The sequence below is a fragment of the Sutcliffiella horikoshii genome (assembly GCF_008180725.1).
In the GTDB taxonomy this organism is placed as follows: domain Bacteria; phylum Bacillota; class Bacilli; order Bacillales; family Bacillaceae_I; genus Sutcliffiella_A; species Sutcliffiella_A horikoshii_B.
Map to the genome: position 1 here is coordinate 639,159 of NZ_VTEV01000001.1, position 23,268 is coordinate 662,426.

At 40.4% G+C, this 23,268-nt stretch carries 17 protein-coding genes; 1 reads left to right on the plus strand and 16 read right to left on the minus strand.

The window, feature by feature from the left end:
• Window positions 1-24: 24 nt before the first annotated feature.
• The 5 genes from FZC76_RS03185 to FZC76_RS03205 form a co-directional block, all read right to left on the minus strand.
• On the minus strand, window positions 25-1,452 hold the full coding sequence (locus FZC76_RS03185) for a S8 family serine peptidase (protein ID WP_262372361.1): 1,428 nt from the start codon (window positions 1,450-1,452) through the stop codon (window positions 25-27).
• 201 nt (window positions 1,453-1,653) lie between these two features.
• Complete coding sequence (locus FZC76_RS03190) at window positions 1,654-2,997, minus strand: sodium-dependent transporter (protein WP_148986817.1); 1,344 nt, start codon at window positions 2,995-2,997, stop codon at window positions 1,654-1,656.
• A 115-nt stretch (window positions 2,998-3,112) separates the two neighbouring features.
• Complete coding sequence (locus FZC76_RS03195; RefSeq protein ID WP_148986818.1) at window positions 3,113-3,751, minus strand: response regulator; 639 nt, start codon at window positions 3,749-3,751, stop codon at window positions 3,113-3,115.
• Complete coding sequence (locus FZC76_RS03200) at window positions 3,744-5,585, minus strand: GAF domain-containing sensor histidine kinase (protein ID WP_262372362.1); 1,842 nt, start codon at window positions 5,583-5,585, stop codon at window positions 3,744-3,746. The genes FZC76_RS03195 and FZC76_RS03200 overlap by 8 nt, the downstream gene beginning before the upstream one ends.
• Window positions 5,586-5,789: 204 nt before the next feature.
• Window positions 5,790-7,664, minus strand: a complete 1,875-nt coding sequence (locus tag FZC76_RS03205) for a PAS domain S-box protein (RefSeq protein WP_187441935.1) — start codon at window positions 7,662-7,664, stop codon at window positions 5,790-5,792.
• Window positions 7,665-7,929: 265 nt separating this feature from the next.
• Between FZC76_RS03205 and FZC76_RS03210 the strand changes: the two genes are divergently transcribed.
• The gene (locus FZC76_RS03210; protein ID WP_148986820.1) at window positions 7,930-8,811 is read left to right on the plus strand and encodes an NAD(P)-dependent oxidoreductase; all 882 of its coding nucleotides are present in this window, start codon (window positions 7,930-7,932) and stop codon (window positions 8,809-8,811) included.
• A gap of 42 nt (window positions 8,812-8,853) precedes the next feature.
• Here the strand turns inward: FZC76_RS03210 and hutG are convergent, their stop codons facing one another.
• The 11 genes from hutG to FZC76_RS03265 form a co-directional block, all read right to left on the minus strand.
• On the minus strand, window positions 8,854-9,822 hold the full coding sequence (hutG, locus tag FZC76_RS03215; protein ID WP_148986821.1) for a formimidoylglutamase: 969 nt from the start codon (window positions 9,820-9,822) through the stop codon (window positions 8,854-8,856).
• The gene (gene hutI, locus FZC76_RS03220; protein ID WP_148986987.1) at window positions 9,815-11,071 is read right to left on the minus strand and encodes an imidazolonepropionase; all 1,257 of its coding nucleotides are present in this window, start codon (window positions 11,069-11,071) and stop codon (window positions 9,815-9,817) included. Before hutI ends, hutG begins: the two co-directional genes overlap by 8 nt.
• A gap of 6 nt (window positions 11,072-11,077) precedes the next feature.
• The gene (gene hutU, locus FZC76_RS03225; RefSeq protein ID WP_392396810.1) at window positions 11,078-12,736 is read right to left on the minus strand and encodes a urocanate hydratase; all 1,659 of its coding nucleotides are present in this window, start codon (window positions 12,734-12,736) and stop codon (window positions 11,078-11,080) included.
• Between the two features lie 121 nt (window positions 12,737-12,857).
• Complete coding sequence (gene hutH, locus FZC76_RS03230) at window positions 12,858-14,357, minus strand: histidine ammonia-lyase (RefSeq protein ID WP_148986988.1); 1,500 nt, start codon at window positions 14,355-14,357, stop codon at window positions 12,858-12,860.
• A 136-nt stretch (window positions 14,358-14,493) separates the two neighbouring features.
• A complete protein-coding gene (hutP, locus tag FZC76_RS03235; protein WP_148986823.1) occupies window positions 14,494-14,934 on the minus strand; it encodes a hut operon transcriptional regulator HutP in 441 nt (146 codons plus the stop codon).
• A 92-nt stretch (window positions 14,935-15,026) separates the two neighbouring features.
• Window positions 15,027-15,641, minus strand: a complete 615-nt coding sequence (locus FZC76_RS03240; RefSeq protein WP_148986824.1) for a hypothetical protein — start codon at window positions 15,639-15,641, stop codon at window positions 15,027-15,029.
• Between the two features lie 40 nt (window positions 15,642-15,681).
• Window positions 15,682-16,467 carry an SDR family oxidoreductase gene (locus FZC76_RS03245; protein WP_148986825.1) on the minus strand — a complete coding sequence of 262 codons (786 nt, stop codon included), beginning with the start codon at window positions 16,465-16,467 and terminating at the stop codon, window positions 15,682-15,684.
• Between the two features lie 114 nt (window positions 16,468-16,581).
• The gene (locus FZC76_RS03250) at window positions 16,582-16,884 is read right to left on the minus strand and encodes an ArsR/SmtB family transcription factor (RefSeq protein ID WP_148986989.1); all 303 of its coding nucleotides are present in this window, start codon (window positions 16,882-16,884) and stop codon (window positions 16,582-16,584) included.
• Window positions 16,885-16,982: 98 nt separating this feature from the next.
• Window positions 16,983-19,037 carry a sigma factor gene (locus FZC76_RS03255; protein ID WP_148986826.1) on the minus strand — a complete coding sequence of 685 codons (2,055 nt, stop codon included), beginning with the start codon at window positions 19,035-19,037 and terminating at the stop codon, window positions 16,983-16,985.
• Window positions 19,037-21,163 carry a sigma factor gene (locus tag FZC76_RS03260; protein ID WP_148986827.1) on the minus strand — a complete coding sequence of 709 codons (2,127 nt, stop codon included), beginning with the start codon at window positions 21,161-21,163 and terminating at the stop codon, window positions 19,037-19,039. Before FZC76_RS03260 ends, FZC76_RS03255 begins: the two co-directional genes overlap by 1 nt.
• Before the next feature lie 692 nt (window positions 21,164-21,855).
• Window positions 21,856-22,884, minus strand: coding sequence for a C40 family peptidase (locus tag FZC76_RS03265; RefSeq protein WP_148986828.1), 1,029 nt, complete (start codon window positions 22,882-22,884; stop codon window positions 21,856-21,858).
• Between the last annotated feature and the right edge of the window lie 384 nt (window positions 22,885-23,268).

A 23,268-nucleotide genomic window follows, 5' to 3' on the forward strand; every position in this document is an offset into this window, starting at 1 on the left:
TTTCCCTCTTTTCCTACGAATAGTTTATTGCATAGCCTTTAAGACAGCTTTGTAGGCATCCACATAACCCGCACCCGTTTCCCATTTTTCATACCCTTGCATCGGTGTCGCTGTCTCTTCCAGAATTCCTCTGATCTCCATTACATCTAATTCTGGATTCACTTCTAACAATAATGCAATGATTCCTGCGACATGAGGAGCAGCCATAGATGTCCCACTGAACGTTGTGTAGTAAGGCAAATGTGCTGGTGAAATATATTCCAGATCTTTCTGTGCGCTGAGTGCAGAAAGGGGTGTGAATACTCTTGTAGAGACAATGTCTACACCCGGTGCAGTAACTGTAGGGCGGTCTTCCCATTTATACTCCGTCCCATCTATTACAACAGAGCCTCCCATTCCTTCCTTCCCTCGTGATGAAAAATTAGCAAGCTTCCCATCCATATCACCCGCTGCTACTGTGATAACCCAAGGAGCTTTTTTGTAATTTCCAGAAATCGTTGCTTCATTTGGCCCTGAGTTCCCTGCAGAGAATACCGTAATGATTCCTCGGTCGAATAACTTTTTAGTGGCAATATTTATTGGATTGCCGGGATCAAAACTGGTACCCGCATCACTTGTTGCCCCCCAAGAATTTGTAATGATTCGTATGTTGTATTCCTGCTGATGAGTGATCGCATAGTCAAATCCACCCAGCGTATCCAGCATCGCAACAACTGCTCCGGAACCATAACCAATCAAATTAGCTCCAGGTGCCACTCCCTCGTATTTTCCTCCGGACATAGCTCCTGTTCCACCAACGGTACCAGCTACATGTGTTCCATGCCCCGAACTTGAATCAGTATTTGGTACATTTTCCACATACGATATTGGGAGAATCCCTGTAACTCCATTGAGATTCGTGCTACCTAGAACATTTTGTACTAGGTTTCTACCGAACTTTATATCATTGTGCGTTCCATCAACACCACTATCGTTAACAACTATGCCAATACCTTTTCCACTTACAGGCAACCCATTATTTTTTTTTCGGATATCATGGTCTGTACGAACTTTATCCACGCCCGTGTATGTAGTAGCAACATCGTTTTCATATTGAAGCGTTTGATTGTAATAAACAGAGACCACATTATCCCATGTCACTATATGATCAACTTGCTCCTTCGTGGCTATAGCACCTACAAAAGGTAAGCTATTAAATGTAACAGCTTGGTTAATTCCAATGTCTTCAAGAAGGCCAGTAATGGAAGAGGTTATTCCATCAGGGCTGTCAAACGTAATAATTACCTCCACTGGCCCTTCCTGTGTTGCGAAAATATGCTTTAACTTCTCATCAAGTTTCTCAACCCCAACAGGATTGGCCTTAACAAGCTGCGAACCTTGGAACCATATAGAATTCATTATCAAACCCAGTACAAGAATTCCAATAGTAAGAACAGTAAATTTTCCTTTCATCACTTAACCCCTTTCTGAATTTTATTAATTATTAGATTATATACCCATTCTTTCACATACTTATATGACTTTCTATTAGGCATACGTTGTAAAAAAACAGAGTTTCTGTACTATTTTGATTACTACTTTAGTTGTAAGTGACCACTTTTAGACACAAAAAAAACGCTGGGCTTTACGCCCAGCGCTCATCAATCCATTTTCTTAAAAAACACCTAAGGACTGAAGGAAAACAAGTAAGATAGAAACAGGAATCACATATCTGATGAGGAAATACCATATCTGGAACAATCCTTTTTTAACGGTCGAACCTTGGAAGAATTCATCCTCCAATAAGTTTCTAGGAATTCGATGCCCTACAAAGTAGGAGATTAAAAATGCACCCAGTGGAAGTCCTATATTACTTACTAGGAAATCAGCAGCATCAAAAAATAGTAGTCCTAGAATATTTATGTCAGCTAGTACTCCAAAGGATAGTGCTGAAGGAATTCCAATCACAAAAATGACTAAACCAGTAATTACTGCTATTCTTCTTCTTTTTTCTTGATTATCTTTTACAATGACTGCAACAATAATCTCTAAAATTGAAAAAGCCGAAGTCAAGGTTGCAAATAATAGCAGTATTAGAAACATCGTCAAGAATAACCCACCAAGCGGCAGTTGATCAAACACTGCTGGTAAAACCACAAATACAAGACCAGGACCTTCATCCGGCTGCAATCCTAACGCAAAGACAGCAGGGAAAATTACTAACCCAGAAAGAAGGGAAATGATGACGTTTAATCCAACAACAGAACCAGCCGATCGTACTAGGTTCTCCCCTTTCTCCAAGTAAGAGCTGTAGGTTACCATAATAGAAATACCTACACTAAGAGAAAATAGAGCCTGTCCAAGTGCCATTAGAAATGTATTTGGTGTAATTAAGGATAGATCAGGCTGTAAAAAATATAAGATTCCTTCCGAAGCACCTTCCAAAGTGAGTGATCTTACCAACAATACGATAAAAATAATGAATAGTAATGGCATTAAAATCTTGCTGGCTTTTTCAATTCCACTCTGTACCCCAGCCTGGACAACCCAAATAGTTATGGCTAAGAAAATGAATTGTGCAAGTAAAACTTGAACCGGATTGGAAATCGTCTGTTCAAATAATGCTCCGTATTCCTCTAATGAAAATTGAGCTAAACCGCCTGTCATGCTTTTCCACAAATAAGTGACAATCCATCCTCCTACCACACTGTAAAAGGATAATAGAATAAAGGATGCCGTTACTCCGAGCACACCGATGAAATACCATTTCTTTTTAGGGGCTAGAATTTTATATGCTGTTATGGCGTCCTTTTGGGTAGATCTTCCCACGATAAATTCCGCCAATAGCATCGGCGCACCTATAAGAAGGGTGAAAAGGATAAATAAAAGAAAAAATATACCTCCTCCATTTGAACCTGCCATATATGGAAATTTCCATATGGCCCCTAGACCTATTGCGGAACCAGCTGCTGCTAAGATAAAACCAAGTTTTGATGTCCATTGCTCATGTTGTTTCATAGTTTATTACTCCTATTTAAATGATTAGTCTATTATGATACTATCCTTTAACGAAAATGTATAGGGAATTTTCTGTAAAGTCTGGAGAAAGCTTTATAAAGCTATAAAAAGCTATTTATGGAAGGGACACCAGTTTATGTTGCACTGCATAGATAACTACTTGAGATCGGCTCTTCACATTTAGCTTTTTAAATATTTTACTTACATGTATTTTAACCGTTTTATCGCTTATATATAAACGTTCCGCAATCTCTTTATTGGATAGCCCCTCTACAAGACACACAAGCACTTCTTGTTCTCTTTCCGTAAGGTTTGTGTCCTCTGTTTGTTGACTCCCTTGTTGGTGATAGTTGATCAACTTCTTCGTCATAGCAGGGTGAATGATGGATTCCCCTCTATAGACCGTTCTAATTGCATCTATAACTTGATCAGAATGTGAATCTTTTAAAAGATATCCATCTGCCCCTTCTTTGATGGCAGACAAAAAATACTCATCATGTTTATACATTGTCAGGATTAACACTTTGATCTCCGGATATTCTTTTTTCACTTTTTTTGTGAGTTCAATGCCATCCTTTTCAGGCATATTAATATCCATGACAATGACATGAGGACGCTGTCTTTGCATGAGCGCAACCATTTCTTTTTCTCCTGTTGCTTCCCCAATCACTTTCATATCACTTTCCAAGGAAATGATAGTTTTCAATCCGTCTCGTAAAATAGCATGATCATCTACTAGCATGACGTTAATCATTTTTATTCGTCCCCTCCAATCCAAGTTTTGGTACTATCAGAATTATCTCTGTCCCCTCATTCGGTTTACTCTCAATCTGAAGGGCAGCGCCAATTTTTTCGGCTGCTTCATTCATTTGAATTATTCCATAATGCGGCTGATTCATCGCTTTGATCATCGCATGGTATAACGAAAATCCGATTCCATTATCCGTCATTTTTAATAATATATGATCCTTTTTGTAGCTTACTAAAATGTGCAAATTTGTTGCTTTCGCATGTTTGATACAATTTTGAACACTTTCTTGAAACACATCAAACATTACCTTTTCTGTCATGGGACTTATAGGACCTCTTTCTCCTCTAATTTCCAGTTCGATTTTTAGAGTCAGAGTTTGATCTTTCTTTAATTCTTGTATTTTCCTTTCAATAGCAGTATGAAATCCCAACTTCTCTGTTGGGTAAGGTTTTAAAGCGTAAATGGAATCTCTTACATCTTTCAAACTGTCCCTTAACTGTTTATTACTGTCCGATATTAATTGTTTTGCTTCAATAGGATCCGTATTTATTTTCCTTATGGACGTGTCAAGTTTCATGACCGCACCGGCAAGTGATTGTGCTATGCCATCATGGATATCATGAGCAATCCTGTTTCGTTCTTCGAGAATTACTCTTTGCTCTTGCTCTTTGAGAAGCTGCTTCTTTTTGAAAAATCCAGCCAATTGATTTGCGATCGTTGCAACTGCCCTCGTGTCCTCTATCGTGAAGCTTTTTGTACGAGCTTTGGTTACTACAAAACAACCAATTACTTCGTTCTCAACTAATAAGGGAGCATATAGCACTGATCTTAATTGCGGACGAATATAAGAAGTCAATGGTCCCATATCTGAATCTTTTCTATCATAGACCATAAGACTCTCCAAGCTCTCCATGCGAAAGAATACTTCATTTTCCATCACTTGTGACGTCAACTTGCCATTTAACATGGTGAGTTCCCATTTTCCTTCTTGAGTTCTAAGAAACAGTACGCAGTCCTCATGTATCATTATATCACCAATCAATTTCTTAATTAGGCCCTCCCAAGTTTGAGAGGTAAGCGATTTGTTTAACTCAGAAGAAAAGTCGAACAATGCCTTGATACGGTTCTTCTCCACCTTTAACCTCGCAATGATGGAGCTGAGCAATGACAATCCAACAAGTGGGGAGAAAAAGAAGAAAAAAGAAAAACTGTCCACTTCCCCACGGTTTTGACTTCCAAGATAGTGAATCAAACAACCGTAAACAAAGGCAATGACATAACTGATTATTTCCCCTTGATTTTTCCCTATCCAAAAACGTAGAGGGTATTTTTCAGGGCGTAACCATAACACAATGTCTACAATAAAATTATTGATGAGATAAAAAAATGAAATGATGAGAAAAAAACCTAATATCTCAATTGTTAGAGGTGAGTATTGCGAGACCACAATGTTTTCTAATATAGAACGGTGTATGATATGCGCAAGATAAAAGCTGATTATTAATTGCGCAGGATTAAATAACAGGATCCGCAAAGGCCTCCGGTGAATGAAGTTAATGGCAAGGACCGTCAGCCCATATGTAAGAATGACTATATCTATACCAAAAACCACATAGATCATATAAATGATGGGAAACGTTAAAGTAGTTTGACCTCTTGGCATAGGCATTGGATAGTACTCACAGATAAAAAGGAATACAATTAACAATACGAACGTCAAAGAAACAGTGACACTTTGGTGTACCACTAAATGATAACCGAACAATGCAAGACCAATTAGTGAAATGAATCCCATATATAATTGAGAGACGTGATAACCCTTCCAGTGCATCTGCATCTTATCAACCATCCTGATCATTTTGTAGTCGTAAAAAGTTGTAGCTTATATTGAGGAATATAAATAGAACTTCAGCTGGCATAATGATAAACACTTACCAACTGAAGTTCTAATGTACTCTAATAATAAAGTACTCCTTTATCATAAGCGATTTACATAACTGTTACTATTAGGTAAAAGAAATATACAACTAATACAAAAGTATTATTTTTCACAGTCTATCTGTTTAAAACGAACTTCTATAGTAGTTCCTTCATTCTTTCCGCTGAAAAAATGGACTGTACCATGGTGGTTTTTGATGATATTAAACGTTATCATTAGCCCTAATCCGGTCCCAGTCGTCTTAGTAGTAAAAAAAGGTTCGCCCAGTCTTGATATAATATCTTCTGGAATTCCGGTTCCTTCATCACGCAAGGTAATGACTAAATCCTTACCCTCAATTTTCGTATCAATATAAATGGTGCCTCCTTTGGGCATCGCTTCAATTCCATTTTTGATCAGGTTGATAAACACCTGTTTCATCTGGTTTTCATCACATTTTAAGGTAGGGAACTTCGCCTTTAATTTCAAATCAAACCACACATTATTCATAATCGCCTGTGTTTCTAAAAGTGTCGTTACATCTTTAAGCAGGGAATGAACTGAAACCGGATGAACGAATACTTGATGAGGTTTGGCAAGTAAAAGTAATTCACTTAGTATTAGTTCGATCCTACTTAACTCTGACTCAATTATATCGAAATACCCCTTCTTTTCTTCCATCTCCCGTTCCAAGAGTTTGAAAAAGCCTTTGATAGCTGTTAGCGGATTACGAATTTCATGTGCAATGCCAGCTGCCAATTGACCTGCGACCGTAAGCTTTTCCGATTGCAGCATCAACGCTTCTGCTTGTTTACGTTCTGTTATGTCCCTGATAATGACTTGCATGGCATCTTTTCCTAGATAGGTGGTAGGTATTCCCACAAGCTCTGTATGAATGGCATTTCCTTTCATTGTCTTCCATTCTTGTTCAAATGTCGGCAATTTCGTTCCATTATGTTGCTCAAGCACTTCTTTCCATATCTTCTCAAAATCTTCTTTTGGGAGATTATCATAAATGCTTTTACCAAAGATTTCTCCATAGTTATCTACTTCAAGCATCTTTAGTCCGGACTCATTAATAAACGTCCATTTTTCTTCACAAATCACTCCAATTGTATCAATCGAATTTTGTACGAGCTTTCGAAAGCGTTCGCGACTGTTTTGTAAAATTTTATGAAAGCTCTTCCGGTGTGAAATATCCACCAGCATAACGAAAGAAGCTGGCTTTCCCTTGAAAGTAGTGTAATTTGAAGTGATTTCCACATCGATTGCTCTTCCATCAAACCGCTTCCAGCGTTGCTCCATCTGCCCCACTCGGTACCCTTGTTGCACAGACTTAATTCTTTTTCCCACAATTTCATGGTAATTTTCTTCTATGTATTCATAAACCGAGGTCTCGAGAATCTGCTCCTTATGGCAAGCCCCAAGCATGGATGTACCTGCTTCATTTACATACTTGATGATTCCATCAACAAAAATGAACACACCGTTTGGAAGGTATTCGATAAGGTCATAGGCAGAATAATCCTCGTCTATTTGAGGTTCTTCACTTACACCGTTTCCATTTATTTTCCTTTGACTAGTAGGCATCGTAATTGTCGTTTTTCTATCTGACTCCGTGGTATTCTGATAATCCGATGTTCGGGAAAGCATCATAACGATTTCCTTCTCTTCCCCTATAGATGATTTGACTTCAGAAAGTACGGCTTCCATCCAAACAAGGTCCCCATCCTTTTTTTTCATGCGAAAATAACAGTGAGTTTGATGGGAGGGCTGGTAGATTAAGCTCTCTATTAAATATAGATCTTCTGAGTTGATCCAATTCTCTAATCTTGTATCTATCAGATCCTTCCTCGCATGCCCTAATAATGCTACACATGTGGAAGAAACATACTGAATATCTCCTATCTCTGAGATTACAATGATTAGCTGGACCTTAGTAATAGATTCAACAGATGGTGTGTTCTCCTTCTTTAATAAAGAATCAGGGGTACTCATTACACGTTCCTCCCTTCGTAAACTATCCTTAAATCTTTTGCCGCCCAAAAACATTTGTAAAACTATATCGTCCTTAACTTCCAATATCCCCTATTATACTACAAATTTCTTTATTTTTCTAAATATTATAACTAATACTCCTAGTTCTTTCCTCCCAAAATAAAAGATTTCCCTATCCACCTAGCAATCTACCAGAACACTTGGGAAAGCTGTATAATGAGAAAAAAAAGAAAAAAAGGGGTCAGACCCCAGGAGGTATTTTCACATGAACAGAGAATTACATAAGGTTGCTTTTGTTGGTACGGGTGTGATGGGCAGTAGTATGGCGGGGCATTTGTTGGACCAAGGGTTTGAGGTTAGTGTGTTTACGCGGACGCGGGAGAAGGCGGAGGATTTGGTTTCGCGCGGCGCGGTGTGGAAGGGTAGTGCGGGGGAGGCTGCACAGGGTGCTGATGTTGTAATTACAATGGTTGGCTACCCTAAAGATGTGAAAGAAATTTATTTCGGAGATAACGGCATCTTACCTAATGCCGAACAAGGTGCATATCTAATTGATATGACCACCTCCACTCCGACACTTGCTAAACAGATTTACGAGCAAGCGAAAGAAAAAGGATTACATAGCCTGGATGCTCCTGTCTCAGGTGGCGATATTGGTGCTAAGGAAGCTCGTCTAACGATAATGGTCGGTGGGGAAAAGGCAGCTTTTGAGGCATGTCGCCCCATCTTCCAAGCATTAGGAGCAAACATCATTCACCAAGGTGAGGCTGGAGCAGGGCAGCACACTAAAATGTGCAACCAGATTGCCATTGCCACGAACATGATTGGTGTTTGTGAAGCTTTGGCTTACGCAGAGACAGCGGGACTTGATCCTGAAAATGTCCTAAAGAGTATTTCTAGCGGTGCGGCCGGAAGCTGGTCCTTGTCTAATCTTGCCCCTCGTATTATCGCAGGAAACTATGAACCAGGCTTTTTCGTCAAACACTTCATCAAAGATATGGAAATCGCCCTTGATGAAGCCGATAAAATGGGGCTTGATGTCCCAGGCCTTTCCTTAGCCCGTGAAATGTATGTAAAACTTTCTGCAATTGGCGAAGAAAATAGTGGAACTCAAGCACTTTATAAGCTATTCCAAAAAAATAGTTAGATGGTAAAGGCGACTGCATTCAACCTGCAGTCGCCTTTACTTTTATCTTTGCAACAAACTTCTACCCCTTAAAAATTCCAACAAACAGTGGACTGCCACTCTACTAGTCATGTCACGGAAATCAATCGTTGGGTCTATTTCTACGATGTCCAAACCGCATACCATTCTCTCTTTTCCCAAAAGAAAAATAGCTTCAAGGAGCTGCTCACTTGTCATTCCACCTGGACCAATAGCAGGACAGCCTGGTGCAAATGCTTGATCAAGTACGTCCATATCGATGGAGAGGTAAATGTGCTCCACCTTATCTTTAAGGTATTGTACTGTTTCACTGATTACCTTCACGATTCCATTCTTCTTTACATCATCCATCGTATAAACTTTTATACCTTTTTTAATTGCATAATTATGATAATAGGAACTGTTCGAGTAGTTTCTAATACCTACTTGAACAAGGTGATCACCTTTTAACACACCTGCCTCAAGAAGCCTCCTGAATGGAGTCCCATTCGTTGGACCACCATCTTCGGTGTTCCTTAAGTCATGATGCGCATCAAATTGAATGACTCCAATAGTACCCGTTTTGACCGCAGACAATCCTTTAAGTGTAGAAAAAGAGATAGAATGATCGCCACCGATAAAAAGCGGGATGCAATCTTTATTTCCCCTTAAGACAGATGTTACCGTCTCTTCAATCCTGCGATAAGATTCCTTAATATCCGTTGCGTGCATATGAATATCCCCAGCGTCTATTAGCACCGACCAATCCCTAAGATCCACTTCCCCTTCCACAGCATAGGTGGAATAGGATTGCATTAATTTCCTGATAACACCAGGTGTAAAACTCGCTCCTGAATGACTAATTGAAGGTTTGGAAAGAGGGACGCCGATAATTGTCGTTCCATGAAGCATACTCTCGCCGTCCCATGTTTGCATCAGCTCGGTTGCCTTAGGAAAATGTCTATCTATAAATGGAGGAGCACCTGTGGTTTGCAAATAGGATGGCCTACTCAAGAAAAGCTCCTCCTTTTGCGACTTTCTCCCCTTTTAAAAATACGCTGTGTACATGGTTTACGCCATAATGATAAGGGACGTACTGATAATTGGGAGCATTCCAGATGACCACATCTGCTTGACGACCCTTTTGAAGTCTGCCTGCAACAGCCTCCTTATGGATAGCTTTTGCAGAATTGACCGTGACCGCGTTCCATATCTCTTCACATGTCATTTTCAGCTTCAACATCGCAAGGTTCATAATAAACTGGATGTTTTCGGTCGGAGAACTTCCCGGATTAAAATCGGTAGCCAATGCAACAGCTCCACCTCCATCGATCATCCCACGGGCATTTGCATAGCTGTCTTTATTTAAATAAAAGGTCGTACCTGGCAAAAGTACCGCAACGGTATCGGAAGAACCGAACATGCTGACTGCTTCATCTGAAGCTGCAATCAAATGATCGGCAGAAGCTGCTCCGATTGTAATGGCAAGCTCCGTTCCGCCTAGTGATACAATTTCATCTGCATGGATTTTCACAGCAAAACCTGCTTCTTTTGCTTTAGTTAAATATTCCATTGATTGATCAATGGTAAAGACACCTTCTTCACAAAAAATGTCCACAAACTCAGCAAGTTCTTCTTCTTTTAGCGTGGCAAATAATTGTGCCATTTCTTCTAAGAAACCCTCTGGATTCTCTTTACGTTCCTTTGGAATGGCATGGGCCCCCAAGAAAGTCGATGCCATAGTCAGGGAATACTTTTTTTGAAGCTCTTTTGCCACCTTTAATTGTTTAAGCTCTGTTTCCGCGTTTAGTCCATAGCCACTTTTGGCTTCAACTGCCGTTACACCATAACTAAGAATTCGTTTCAGGTGAAATTCCGCTTTCTCCAACAGCTCTTCAAAACTTGCCTCTTGTGTTGCCTTAACAGTAGAATGAATGCCTCCACCTTGCTTTAAAATTTCTAGATATGGAACACCTTGTTGCTTTAATGCAATTTCGTGCTCTCTTGACCCACCGAATACAAGGTGGGTATGTGGGTCTACGAGTCCAGGTGTCACAAGCTTCCCTTTGCAATCTATCACGTTATAAGATTGCAAATCTTTCGCCTCATCAGTGGTACCAATGAAAGATATTACTCCATCCTTCCAGCCAATGGCTCCATCTTTAATATGCGGAAGAACCTTCATCTGTTCTCCTTTTACCATATCCGATTCATGATCCATTGTAAGCAGTTGACCGCAATTGATCAGTAGTGTATCCAATATCATCTATTACTCACTCTCCTTTAGCAAAGGAATGTGCACGCCTTTTTCTTTGGCCACTTTTTTCGCAAGATCATACCCTGCATCCGCATGCCTCACAACACCCATACCAGGGTCTGAAGTCAACACTCGCTCTAAGCGCTTTCCTGCTGCTTCCGTTCCATCGGCCACAATGACCATTCCTGCGTGAAGAGAATACCCCATTCCCACTCCACCACCGTGATGAACGGAAACCCAACTCGCACCATTTACACCATTAATGAGCGCATTCAATATCGGCCAATCCGCTACCGCGTCACTTCCATCAAGCATTGCTTCTGTTTCACGATTAGGAGATGCCACAGAGCCGCAGTCCAAATGATCGCGACCGATTACAATCGGTGCAGAAAGCTCGCCGCTTGCTACCATTTCGTTAATGATTTTTCCAAAACGGGCACGTTCACCATAACCAAGCCAGCAAATTCTTGAAGGCAACCCTTGGAATGCCACTTTTTCTCTTGCCATCTTGATCCAATTGCAAAGATGCTTGTTATCGGCAAACTCTCTTAAAATAACTTCATCTGTTTTATAAATATCTTCCGGATCCCCAGACAATGCCACCCAACGGAAAGGTCCTTTCCCTTCGCAAAATTGAGGGCGGATAAATGCCGGAACAAAGCCAGGGAAATCAAAGGCATTTTCCACTCCCTCGTCCAGAGCAACCTGGCGGATATTGTTGCCATAATCAAATGTGATGGCGCCTTTTTGTTGAAGGTCAAGCATTGCTTTCACATGCACTGCCATACTCTCTTTTGCCAGTTTCACATACTGTGCTGGTTCTTCTTTTCTTAGTTCTGCTGCCTCTTCTAAAGTCATTCCAACCGGAAGATAGCCATTTAATGGGTCATGGGCAGAAGTTTGGTCTGTCAAAAGATCTGGTGTAAATCCTCTTTCCACTAATTGTGGAAGTATTTCTGCTGCATTGCCTAGTAGTCCAATAGACAATGGTTTTCCTAGCTTTTTATATTCTTCCGCTTTTTGAATGGCTTCATCTATTGTATGGACCTTTACGTCGCAATATCTCGTCTCAATGCGACGGTCAATACGATGTTCATCCACTTCAATGGCGATACACACCCCATCGTTCATGGTAACGGCAAGCGGCTGTGCACCACCCATCCCTCCAAGTCCAGCTGTAACAGTGATCGTGCCTTTTAGAGTATTGTTAAAAAATTGCTTGGCCGCTTCAGCGAAAGTTTCATAGGTTCCTTGTAGGATCCCTTGAGTACCGATATATATCCAAGAGCCGGCTGTCATTTGGCCGTACATCATCAGCCCTTTTTGATCTAGCTCATGGAAGTGGTCCCAATTTGCCCACTTTGGCACAAGGTTGGAGTTTGCCAATAAAACACGTGGCGCATCTGCATGACTGCGGAACACAGCAACCGGCTTACCTGACTGAACTAATAAGGTTTCATCTTCTTCCAAGTTTTTAAGCGATTCCACAATGGCGTCAAAACTTTCCCAGTTTCTTGCCGCTTTCCCGATTCCACCGTACACCACTAACTCTTCCGGGATTTCTGCCACTTCCGGGTCTAAGTTGTTCATCAACATACGCAATGCAGCCTCCTGCACCCACCCTTTCGTATTTAACTCACTGCCCCTAGGAGCACGAATAACCTTCACCATTTCCTTTTCCATTTCAGTTCATCCCCTTTTGATTGAATTATTCATTTTGGTTTTTGATAATGTTACAGAATTGTTGCGGGAGTATTAAATTTCTGAGGGGGGTCAGACCCCCCTAGGAATTTCACGCTCTACATAGAACGCTTCCCTCATCCTTCATCCACGCGGCGAGTGCTTCGATGTCTTTGGAGAAGATGCGGTCTTCGGTGATGCTTGGGACGATGGTACGCCCTTCTTGGTACCATTTTTGCATGAGTGGTGCGGATAGGAAGACTCCTCGGAATTCAAGGGCTTGCATGGCACACATCCATTCGATGGCAAGTACTCTTCGCACATTGGCTACTATTTGATAGGCATGCCTTGCTCCAATCGTCCCCATGCTTACATGATCTTCTTGGTTGGCAGAGGACGGGATGGAATCCACACTTGCCGGGTGAGCCAATGTCTTATTCTCTGAAACTAGCGAAGCTGCACAATATTGCATGATCATGGCACCTGACTGAAGTCCTGGCTTTGGACTTAAGAATGGCGGCAAGTCATTCAACTGTGGGTTAACCAAACGTTCGATCCTGCGTTCAGAAATATTTGCAAGTTCCGCTACGCCAAGCTTCAGAAAATCCATCGCAAAGGCAATTGGTTGCCCGTGAAAATTTCCTCCTGAAATCACCTTGCCTCCATCATCGAAAATCAATGGGTTATCCGTTGCTGCATTGATTTCTACCTCCAGTTTCTCCTTCACATAACCCAGAACCTGCCAGGATGCTCCATGCACTTGTGGAATACACCTCAATGAATAGGCATCCTGCACACGCTTCTCTCCCTGCCTTGTCACAAGTTTGCTTCCATCTAACAACTTCCGGAACCGCTCCGCTACATCCACTTGCTCCTTATAACCGCGGACTCTATGAACATCATGATCCAAGGCATCCACAATTCCCTCAAGTCCCTCAAAAGTCATTGCTGCAATTGACTCTGCTTGAAAAGCTAATTTCTCCGCTTCTAAGTAAGCGACAACCCCTACAGCCGTCATTGCCTGCGTCCCGTTAATTAAAGCAAGACCTTCTTTTGCCTTCAATTCGATTGGGGTAATCCCTTTTTCAGCCAAAACACTTGCAGTATCTCTTCTTTTTCCTTCATAAAACACTTCCCCCTCGCCAAGCAAGGTCAATACCAGATGGGACAATGGTGCAAGATCTCCACTTGCCCCAAGCGACCCTTGCTGCGGAACCACAGGATGTATTCCTTCATTCACATATTGTAAAAGACGTTCAATGACAATCGGACGGACACCGGAATACCCTTTTAAAAGGGCATTGGCGCGTAATACTAACATCGCACGGCCGATCACCTCATCAAATGCTTCCCCTACCCCGCAAGCGTGGGAGTGAATGAGATTCCGTTGCAAGTCTGCCGTTTCTTCAAATGGAATCAAAACATCGCTGAATTTACCAAAGCCAGTTGTGATTCCATACACCACTTCCCCTTTTTGCACAATGTTTTCCACCGCTGCCCGACTAGCAACAACCTTTACCATTGCGTCCTGACATGGTTCCACCTGATCATTTTCAAATAAAATCCTATTCAACTTTTCAAGCGTCAACGATTCCCCATTTAATGTAATCATTGCGACTCTCCCCTTTTCCCGCTGTTTCTCCATAGACAACTTCCCCCTTTTCCCACACAAAAAGAGGCCATACTTCGACCATATAATATGTTCAAAGTACAGCCCCCTATTTATCAGCAACTATGGGCAAAAATATTTAAATGTGATTGATTCCGAGACCGATGGTTTCATGCTCCGATCCCCTGACAGGAGCACCAATCGTCCCATACAGCGCAACTGCAATCCAGTCGCCTTCCTCTAGATCTTCATAAGGATTTCCCCTTACGACGGCAAAACGCAAGCCTACAGTCCTCATGACAGAACCAAGCTGGACTTGACCGCGTGTCACTCCACTGAGAGCATCCATGATGGCATGATAAAGTGCATGTGTTTCCCGGTATCCATCGGATTTGATAATACCTTCCCGCTTGGCAGCAGTTTCAATGGCTGCTACCACTTTTTGCGAATCCATGGAACCGACTTTCCCCATACATCTTTTCCAATGTTGCGGTGTTGCTACCGGCAATTCCTCCTGGTCTCCGTTCATCGCAAGAAGTATTGCATACTTGCCAATTCGTCGATCTATCGCTAGTACCATATGCATTACCTCAATACTGAAAATTTTCTAATAACTAATGTCTACTTCAAGTGTAAATTTGTCCGTGCCTTCCTGTCAAGGAGTTTCTCTGTTTATATTTCTTGAAACTCCTTGAACATCATATAATATTGCAAGCCTTTTGTGGCCGCTATGGCCTGTTCCTTCTTTTCTTTAGCAAGTGTATAGTTTTTACGGCTTAGAGCAAGTTCCGTGTCGATGGCAAATTTCATCCAATCTTTTCGTAATTCCTCTTTTAGCTCTTCTGCCATCTTGTAATCTTTTTCAGCCACTGCAATTCCTGCTGTGATATACGTCTTAATCTCAGCCTGGTCGACTTTTGCGACTTGCTCTTTCGCCTTTGAATAGTTGCCGAGCCTTAAGTAATACTGAGCCCAAAAGACTGCAGTCTTTTTCCCTTTCCACTTTCGTTCAAGCTCCTCCAACTCTTTCTTGGCACCCGTCAAATTACCGTTTGCCAACTCTAAAACAAACCCATAATAAGGTTCCTGACGCTTTTTTTCTAAATATTTCTCTATTTTCTCCACATCCCGGGACAAAAACATGTATTTAACATCCCTGTAGGATAAGGCGATAAAAGCTAAAACCAGGAGGACAACAAAAATCCAGAAGTTAAATTGGACATTCAGAACGCCCAAGATAATGCCTATTGCAAAGCCTCCCAGTATTAACAACAATAAATTCTTCATAACTCCCTAGCTTCCTTTCTCACTAACAATAAACATTATTCTATATAGATTTGACCATTCCGCCATCCACCAAGAACGAGCTTCCAGTCATATAGCTGTTTGCATCTGACACAAGAAATGTTACCACTTTGGCAAACTCCTCCGGCTCACCGTAACGACCAAGCGGTATTCCCGCCTTGACTTTCTCTTCCATCTCCGTTTTCGTAATACCCAGTTTCTCTGCATTCACTTCATCCAAAAACGCTACTCTGTCTGTAGCAATTCTACCCGGGGCGACAGTATTGATCAAAATGTTATCTCCCGCAAGCTCACCAGCTAAAGTCTTAGTCAATCCAACGATGCCTGTTCGGAATGTATTGGATAACAATAGACCGGGAATTGGTTCCTTGATGGAGGAAGAAGCGATGTTGATGATTTTCCCTCCTTTTTTCTTGAGGTGGGGAAGTGCTTCCCGAATGGTTCGGATATAGCTTAATAGATTCAATTCAAAAGCCTGCTGCCACTGCTCATCTGTGATCTGTTCAAATGAACCGGCAGGGGGACCGCCAGCGTTATTTACCAAAATATCAAGTCGTCCATATGTATCTACCGCATGTTGAACGGCACGTTTAATTTGAGTAGGGTCTGTAATATCCGTTTGGATATAAGATACCTTGCCACCTTCTTTATCTACTAGTTCACGTTGAACATAAGCTAACTTTTCCTCGTTTCTGCTTGCTAGAACAACATTGACACCTTCATCAATGAGAGATGCGGCAATCGCCTTTCCAAGACCTTGGCTAGAAGCCAAAACCAATGCCGTTTTTCCCTTAAGATTCATTTCCAACCTACAACACGCCCTTCCTTTCATAATACTATTATTATAACGTTTTCAAACTGCGTTGTAACGAATATAACCCTAAAGAAAAACAGCCACATCAAATGGCTGTTGTTTTTATTACTATAGACATTCACTCTCAACAATTTCAATCAGATCTTTAAGCATTGCAACAGATGTTTCCAAACTCAAAGAATAAATCCGTTGCGTTCCTTTTTGCTCAATCTCAACAAGCTTATTATCACGTAATATTTTCAAATGATGAGAAATTGCAGGCCTGGAAAGTCTGGATGCTTCTGCAATTTCTGTAACAGTCAATGATTCTTTTTCTGCCAACAGTAAAATAATGTCCTGTCGTGCTTCGTCCGCAAGTACTTGGAATAGCGGGATACAATCTCGAAATGTTTGAATTGCTTTTTCATTCATATAAAATACTCCTTCATCGTCCACTTCATCTTTACCCCATTATACCAAGAAACCAGAGCAATTGGGACAAACAAACACCAACAATTCAATGATAATAATCAATCTAGTGGGATTCTATGTTCCTTTTCTTTAAAAAGATAATCGTTTGATATTTGAGTAGCTTGTATCAGTAATTGTGATTCTTCAGCATCAACATCCACGTTTATCAATTCTATTCTGCTTACCATGTTTTCACGATCATACCAGCCATATTCAGCGGTATTGTATACACTCAAACTTTGACCATTCTCATCAAAGAACTCCCAGTGGAAAGAACGAATTTTATCATGTTGTGTTCGTTCACCTGAAAGAAGTACATTGGTCGGTCCTCCTTCCTGCCTTTTCACAGAAAGCTCGTCCATTGTGTATCCGTCTAAATCTATATTCAATGGTTGCTTCGTTGTTTCTTCTAATGGAACGGTAAGAGAATAAAAGCCTGGTTCATGATAGTAAATGGCCCTAATCTCTGCAGATAACTTCTCCCCTACATCTGCTTCCCCCTTAAGTTCCATAAAGTCCCTATCAGCGTATAGATTTGAAAATTCAAGCTGAAAAGGAGCGCTCTCATTGTTAAAAGAAGGATAGCCAATTGGAACAAGATACTTATCTTCATTATTGACGAGTAGTACCGAGGCAAACACGTCGTGATAACTCATAAAATAGTGCTGATCATATTTCTGGTTCGTCCTTTTGAGATTGGTTTCAATCCGCTTTATTTCTTCTTCTTTCAGCCTTACATCATATTTCAATCTGCTCCCATACTTCCCTTTTTCCAAAGTAAGCACTTCTACCTCTATTTTCTCGTCAACAATGAGTATTTTATTCAATTCCAGCACTTCTACTTCTTCCATGGCTTTATCATATTCTATTGGAACCTCAATCTCCCAATCTCCACCCCATCCGTTTAACAGATGATATTTAATAAAAAGTGTAAATTTTTCCGGGAGTGCTTTTTCATTTAGTGCTCTCACATAAAACATAGAGTCAGGTAAACTTTCCTGGAATGGTCTATTCATTTCCATAAGACTATCTTTGGGCGAGGCCGCCTCCATAGGATAGGTTTTACCCTCTTCATCTACTGCATGAACGGTAAATCTGTCAACTCCACCAGCACCCCATGCCTTGTCTTCACTTGACACTTCATAGTTGACCACCATATGCAATGGGTCTACTTCTATGGCGGTTATTTCAACTGTAATATCATTGTCTGTGGCCGTGTAAGTTCCCTCTGCCCACACGTTATAAAAACTGCCATAGTTTAAATAATTACTTACCATCTTTGTCCAAGGTATAATTGTGGGCAGAACAACAAACCCACCTACAAATACAGCAATCATCACACCAATAACACCGAACTGATACGCCCATGTCCTTTGTTTAGGTGTCTTGGATGTATATGGTGTCAACTGTTTTAATACCCTTACATTAAAATCCCCATCCAATGATGGCGCTTGTAGGACATGTTGCAACATACTTTCTTCTCGCATTAGAAACTGAAGCAAATCCCTGCATTCCGGGCAGAATTCCAGATGATCGTCCATTCGGTTCTTTTCCAAACTCCCTAGATTTTCGACCTGATAATGCATTAGTTCTTCCTTCTCCAAGCATGCTTCTGTAGACTTCTCACTTAGAGTAACAGAGTTGTGACGAATTTTTATTTTCGCTTCTAATAAAAACCCATTGTAATCTATTAGACTATTTTCAGAAAGAAATGCTTTCTGTTCATCATTTAATTCTATAAGTAAATAGGATAATAGTAAGGGAACTCTACACTCCTTACGTAAAGATAAGACCTCTTCATGCAATTGTATATCATGCGGATTGTGAGATAGAAAGTTTCCAACGGTCTCTCCATCCTCTAATACAGGTAATTCTTTCAGGAGTGGTAATACCTCCTGATACAGCCAAAACGAGAACAGTTCTTTTTCCTGATAGGTTGATAGAAGATTATATACTTTCAAAAAGCAGTCGTTTGTTACTCTTTCTGCAAGTTCTTGACTACCTGTCCACCAACATGCCAGCCTATATATGCTGTTTTTATATTTCTCAATGATTGGTTCAAAAGCTTGCAATTCACCTGCTCGTACTTTCTTAACATAGGCTAATTCATCCATCAGTCTGTCTCACCATCTTGCATTTCCACTTCGTTAAACAAAGGGAACTTTTGACCTTCTATGTCATTGTAATGAGTGTAAATGTAGTCTGCATTTATCACAATATTTCCAGGAAATTCACCTTGCTCGTAATCTGGAACAATATCAACATGGAGTAGTCTTTTTGGACCTTCTTTGTGCATGTCTTCGTGATGATACCAACCCTCTGTATGAATGTAATTGCCAGATTTATCAGTTAGATTCCAACCAATATCTCCGTTCACACCGCTTTGTTGACTTTCTCCATTAATTATTAAGGTATACTTGCTGACATCCCCCGTATGGTCCTTAACAGGGGTAAGACTGTAATCCAATAATTTATAACTATGGATTTTACCCTCTAAGGGTGTAGCTTCTGTTTCTTTAAGGGGAATTTCCATCGAGAAAAATGCCGGCTCTTGGTAAGAAACCCCCATCATTTGTATATATAGTTCTTCCATTGGATTTTCCAGTTTCCCTCCTAATTGGTGATGCTGCGTATCCATATAATAATGTGAGTGATATAATTCCACCGGTTCATTTTGACCAGAGTTCATCATGTGGGACATAAAGAAGTTTGGCAACACAAATTTTTCATCCTCTGTTGTTACATTTAGTCCTACATGACGCCCTTGAATTATTTCCTGCATTCTATATTCTTGATCATGTTCTTTTAAAAGCTCCCTTAATCTAGCTTCCTCTTCTTGTGTGTAGTCAATGGTATACCTTATTCTACTTCCGTTTTTACTATAGGTAGCATCAAGAAGCTCCACAACAATTTTATCGGCGATGGTCATTTCTTTATCCAATTGTATAGTTACGGCTGTGTCTTCAATTTTGTCAAACCTTATTGGAATTTCAAGGTTCCACTTACCATATTCCCCTTGTAGCCTAGAAAAGTTAACTTTCAAGCTAAACTCGTCAGGCAGCTTTTCCGGCATCTTTATTAGATAATATGGCCTTTCTTTTTCTTCCCCATTTTTATCTTCCACTCTCCTGGCATAACGAATATGTTCAGGAATCGTTGCCTCAAAGGGATACTGCTTCCCAAATTCATCAACAAATTGAAAGGGATTGTAACTATAAAAATCCACATCTTCAAAAGGATAAGTCTTAGGTGGTTCTTCTCCTTCTCTACTGATTTCATAATAAATAGCCATGTAAAGAGAATCGATTTCCACTTTTGTGACTTCAAGAGTAATTTCTTTGTCGGTTACTGCGTATGTACCTTCCGTCCAGACATTATAGATGGTTCCGTGCTCCATATAAGTGGATACCATCGAGGCAAGCGGCTTCAGGGTTGGTAATATAATTACACTGAATAGGAAGATTGCACCTACTATTCCTACTACACTAAATTGATATTTCCATGTGCGGTGCTTTGGTTTTGGAGGAACGTAGGGGGTAAGCCTACTCAACACTTTATCGTTAAATGATTCGTTAAGCTTTGGGTATTCCAAAACCCTCTCCAATGTAGATTCTTCTTGTTTAAGCAATTGTAAGACTTCTCTACAATCGGGACAGAATTCTAAATGATCCTTCACGCTCTGTTCTTTTTCCTCGTTTAACTTTCCATCAAAATGTTGAGAAAGCTCCTCCACCCCATAGCACTCTGCACCTGCATGTTGAATATCATCTGATAAAGTGGAAAGTCGAATTTGTTTTAAGGAGTTTAAATAATTCTCTTCTACTTCCTTCTTGCTTGTGCCAATTAACCCGGTGAGTTTATCTGATGTAAAACCCAAAAGCTTAACTAGAAGGAATTGAAACTTTGCTTCTGGAGCCAAGGAATGAAGCGCTTCTTCCATCTCAACATAATGAGGATTATGAAAAGGCAGTTTAGCCTGTTGTGTAGTGTCTTTCTTCACACCTATTATGGAAATAAACCGTTCGTAAAGCCAGTCAGCAAAAAATATGGAATCATCGTATATTTCCAAGTCTTGATAAACTTTAATAAAGCCTTCTTCTATCAGTTTTTCTGCTTCTGCTTCACTTGCAGACATATGATAGGCAATTGCAAACAGCTTATCCTTATAGCGATTTATGATCTGATGGTATGTATCTTTGTTACCTGCTACTATCTCTTTGATTTCAAGACTCTCATTCAAATCCTATTTCACCCTTTTTATGAATCTTTTGTCTTATTCCTACTATTATACCATTTACAAGGATTATTTTCAGAAAAATGAATGTATTCTCAAAGTAAATCATTCATAAAAAAAAGAAGCCACCAATTTTCAGCAGCTCCACTAGAATCTTCGAACAATATCACTTTTAAGGTATATCTCTAATCTTTTTTCATCCATTGATGCTTCATGCTTTTTCGCCAAATCCTCATTTTTTCTTCCAAATAGTAGTGTTAACATTGTTTTCATCCTCCATCATTCCTTTGTTTTGTTCTCACTCTTAGTATAGATTTTTACGCTGTTTTCGATAACATACTGCAGAATGGTTTTCTTTCATTCTTTTACCTACAGTCATTTCCAGCTTTATACTGAAAGATACTAAGTCTTGAGGAGGAGATGAAAAAATGCCCATAAAAAAAGAGATGCATCCGAATCATCTCTTTTTTTGCCAGGCATCAAGTTTGGGAAAGTAGCCTATTTTTCATGATAAAGGGTTAAGGTTGTTCCGTTGTATCTATTCATTATGAAAAAGGGGAGTAATTCATGACATGTTAGACAAAACAACAGCTTTGTTACGGTTAAAAGTGTTGAAACAACCTTACAATGATCATTATATTTCCCAATTGTTAAATTGGTTTGATGATAATATTAACATTTTGTAAAACAACTATACCTTATAGAACACGAACCGCTTTTACCGCTCTTGGTTTCCAGTACGTATTATACGAAGAGAAAGCAACGCCTGTACTTGTAGCTGCATGAAGAAGTGTGTTTGGATCCGTTACGATAGAAACATGATTGATCACACCATCACCTTCTGTATCAAAAAATACTAAATCCCCTTTGCGGATCTCACTTAATGGTATTTCCTTTCCTACATTCCCTTGTTGCGCTGATGTTCTTGGAAGGTTGATTCCGTTTTCAGCAAAGACTCTTACCGTAAAGGAGGAACAGTCGAATGCATCGGTTCTGTTGGTTGATGCACCATACAAGTATTTAGCACCCAGGTATTTTTTTCCTGTTTCAATGATTGCATCTGCTTTAGAATCCCAAGCGGAGTCAGCACCTGGATTGCTAGCAGCATTTCCTGGGATATTGATTACTTGGCCAATAGAAATACGGTTTGCATCCTTAATCGATGGGTTGGCAGACAACAAGGCATTTAGGGTTACTCCATGTCTACTGGCAACAGATGAAAGGTTGTCCCCGCTTTTTATGGTATATGTATTCGTTTTAGGCTGCTCCGGTTGGCTTGGACTAGGAGTAGGCGTGACAGGTTGGCCCGGTGTTTGGCTGCTTGGTGCAGCTACGTTTATTTTTTGCCCTACATAAATCTTATTAACGTCTGTAATCGATGGATTTAGCTTTAATAGGTTCGCTATATTTGTTTGGTGGTTCTTAGCTATCATAGATAAAGAATCACCAGATTTAATCGTGTACGTAATTGAAGTTGGTTGGCTGGGAGTAGGGGCTGGGGCTGTTTGGACAGCAGACCCGCCTGCTTTTAAGACCAGTTTTTGCCCTGGAAAAATCAGATCACTGTTAAGGTTATTCCATGACTTTATATTACTTACGGAAACCTGATTATTATTAGCTATCTTCCATAAGGAATCACCAGATTTAACAACGTAGTCGGAAGCATAAGCTTGTCCAGAAAACATGATGGAAGTTACGAGAGCACCTGCCATTACTTTCTTTTTCATGATTGTTCCATTCTCCTCTTCGGTCACTTTTTTTCTTTGTATAGTTGTATAGTAGCATGAATTTTTCAACAAGAATATAGAATTTTCTTCAAATTTATGTTAGAAACGACAAAAAGCTTGTAGAACTATTTCTCTACAAGCGCTTAATGGGATACAACTAGATTTTTTATTCTTCATTTACTTGTTGATTTCCGTTCCAGGCGCTTCGCTTTCCGAGGGCGGTCCGGAAGCCTCCCTCGGCAAGCCTGGAGGCCAATGAAAAAATCATTGAATGAAGACTGTGTTTAGACATCGCTGTTGATTTCCGCAAATGGCTTCGCTTTCCTAGGGGCGTTGCTGGAGCCTCCTCGGCTACGCCTGCGGGGTCTCCAGCTAACGCTATCT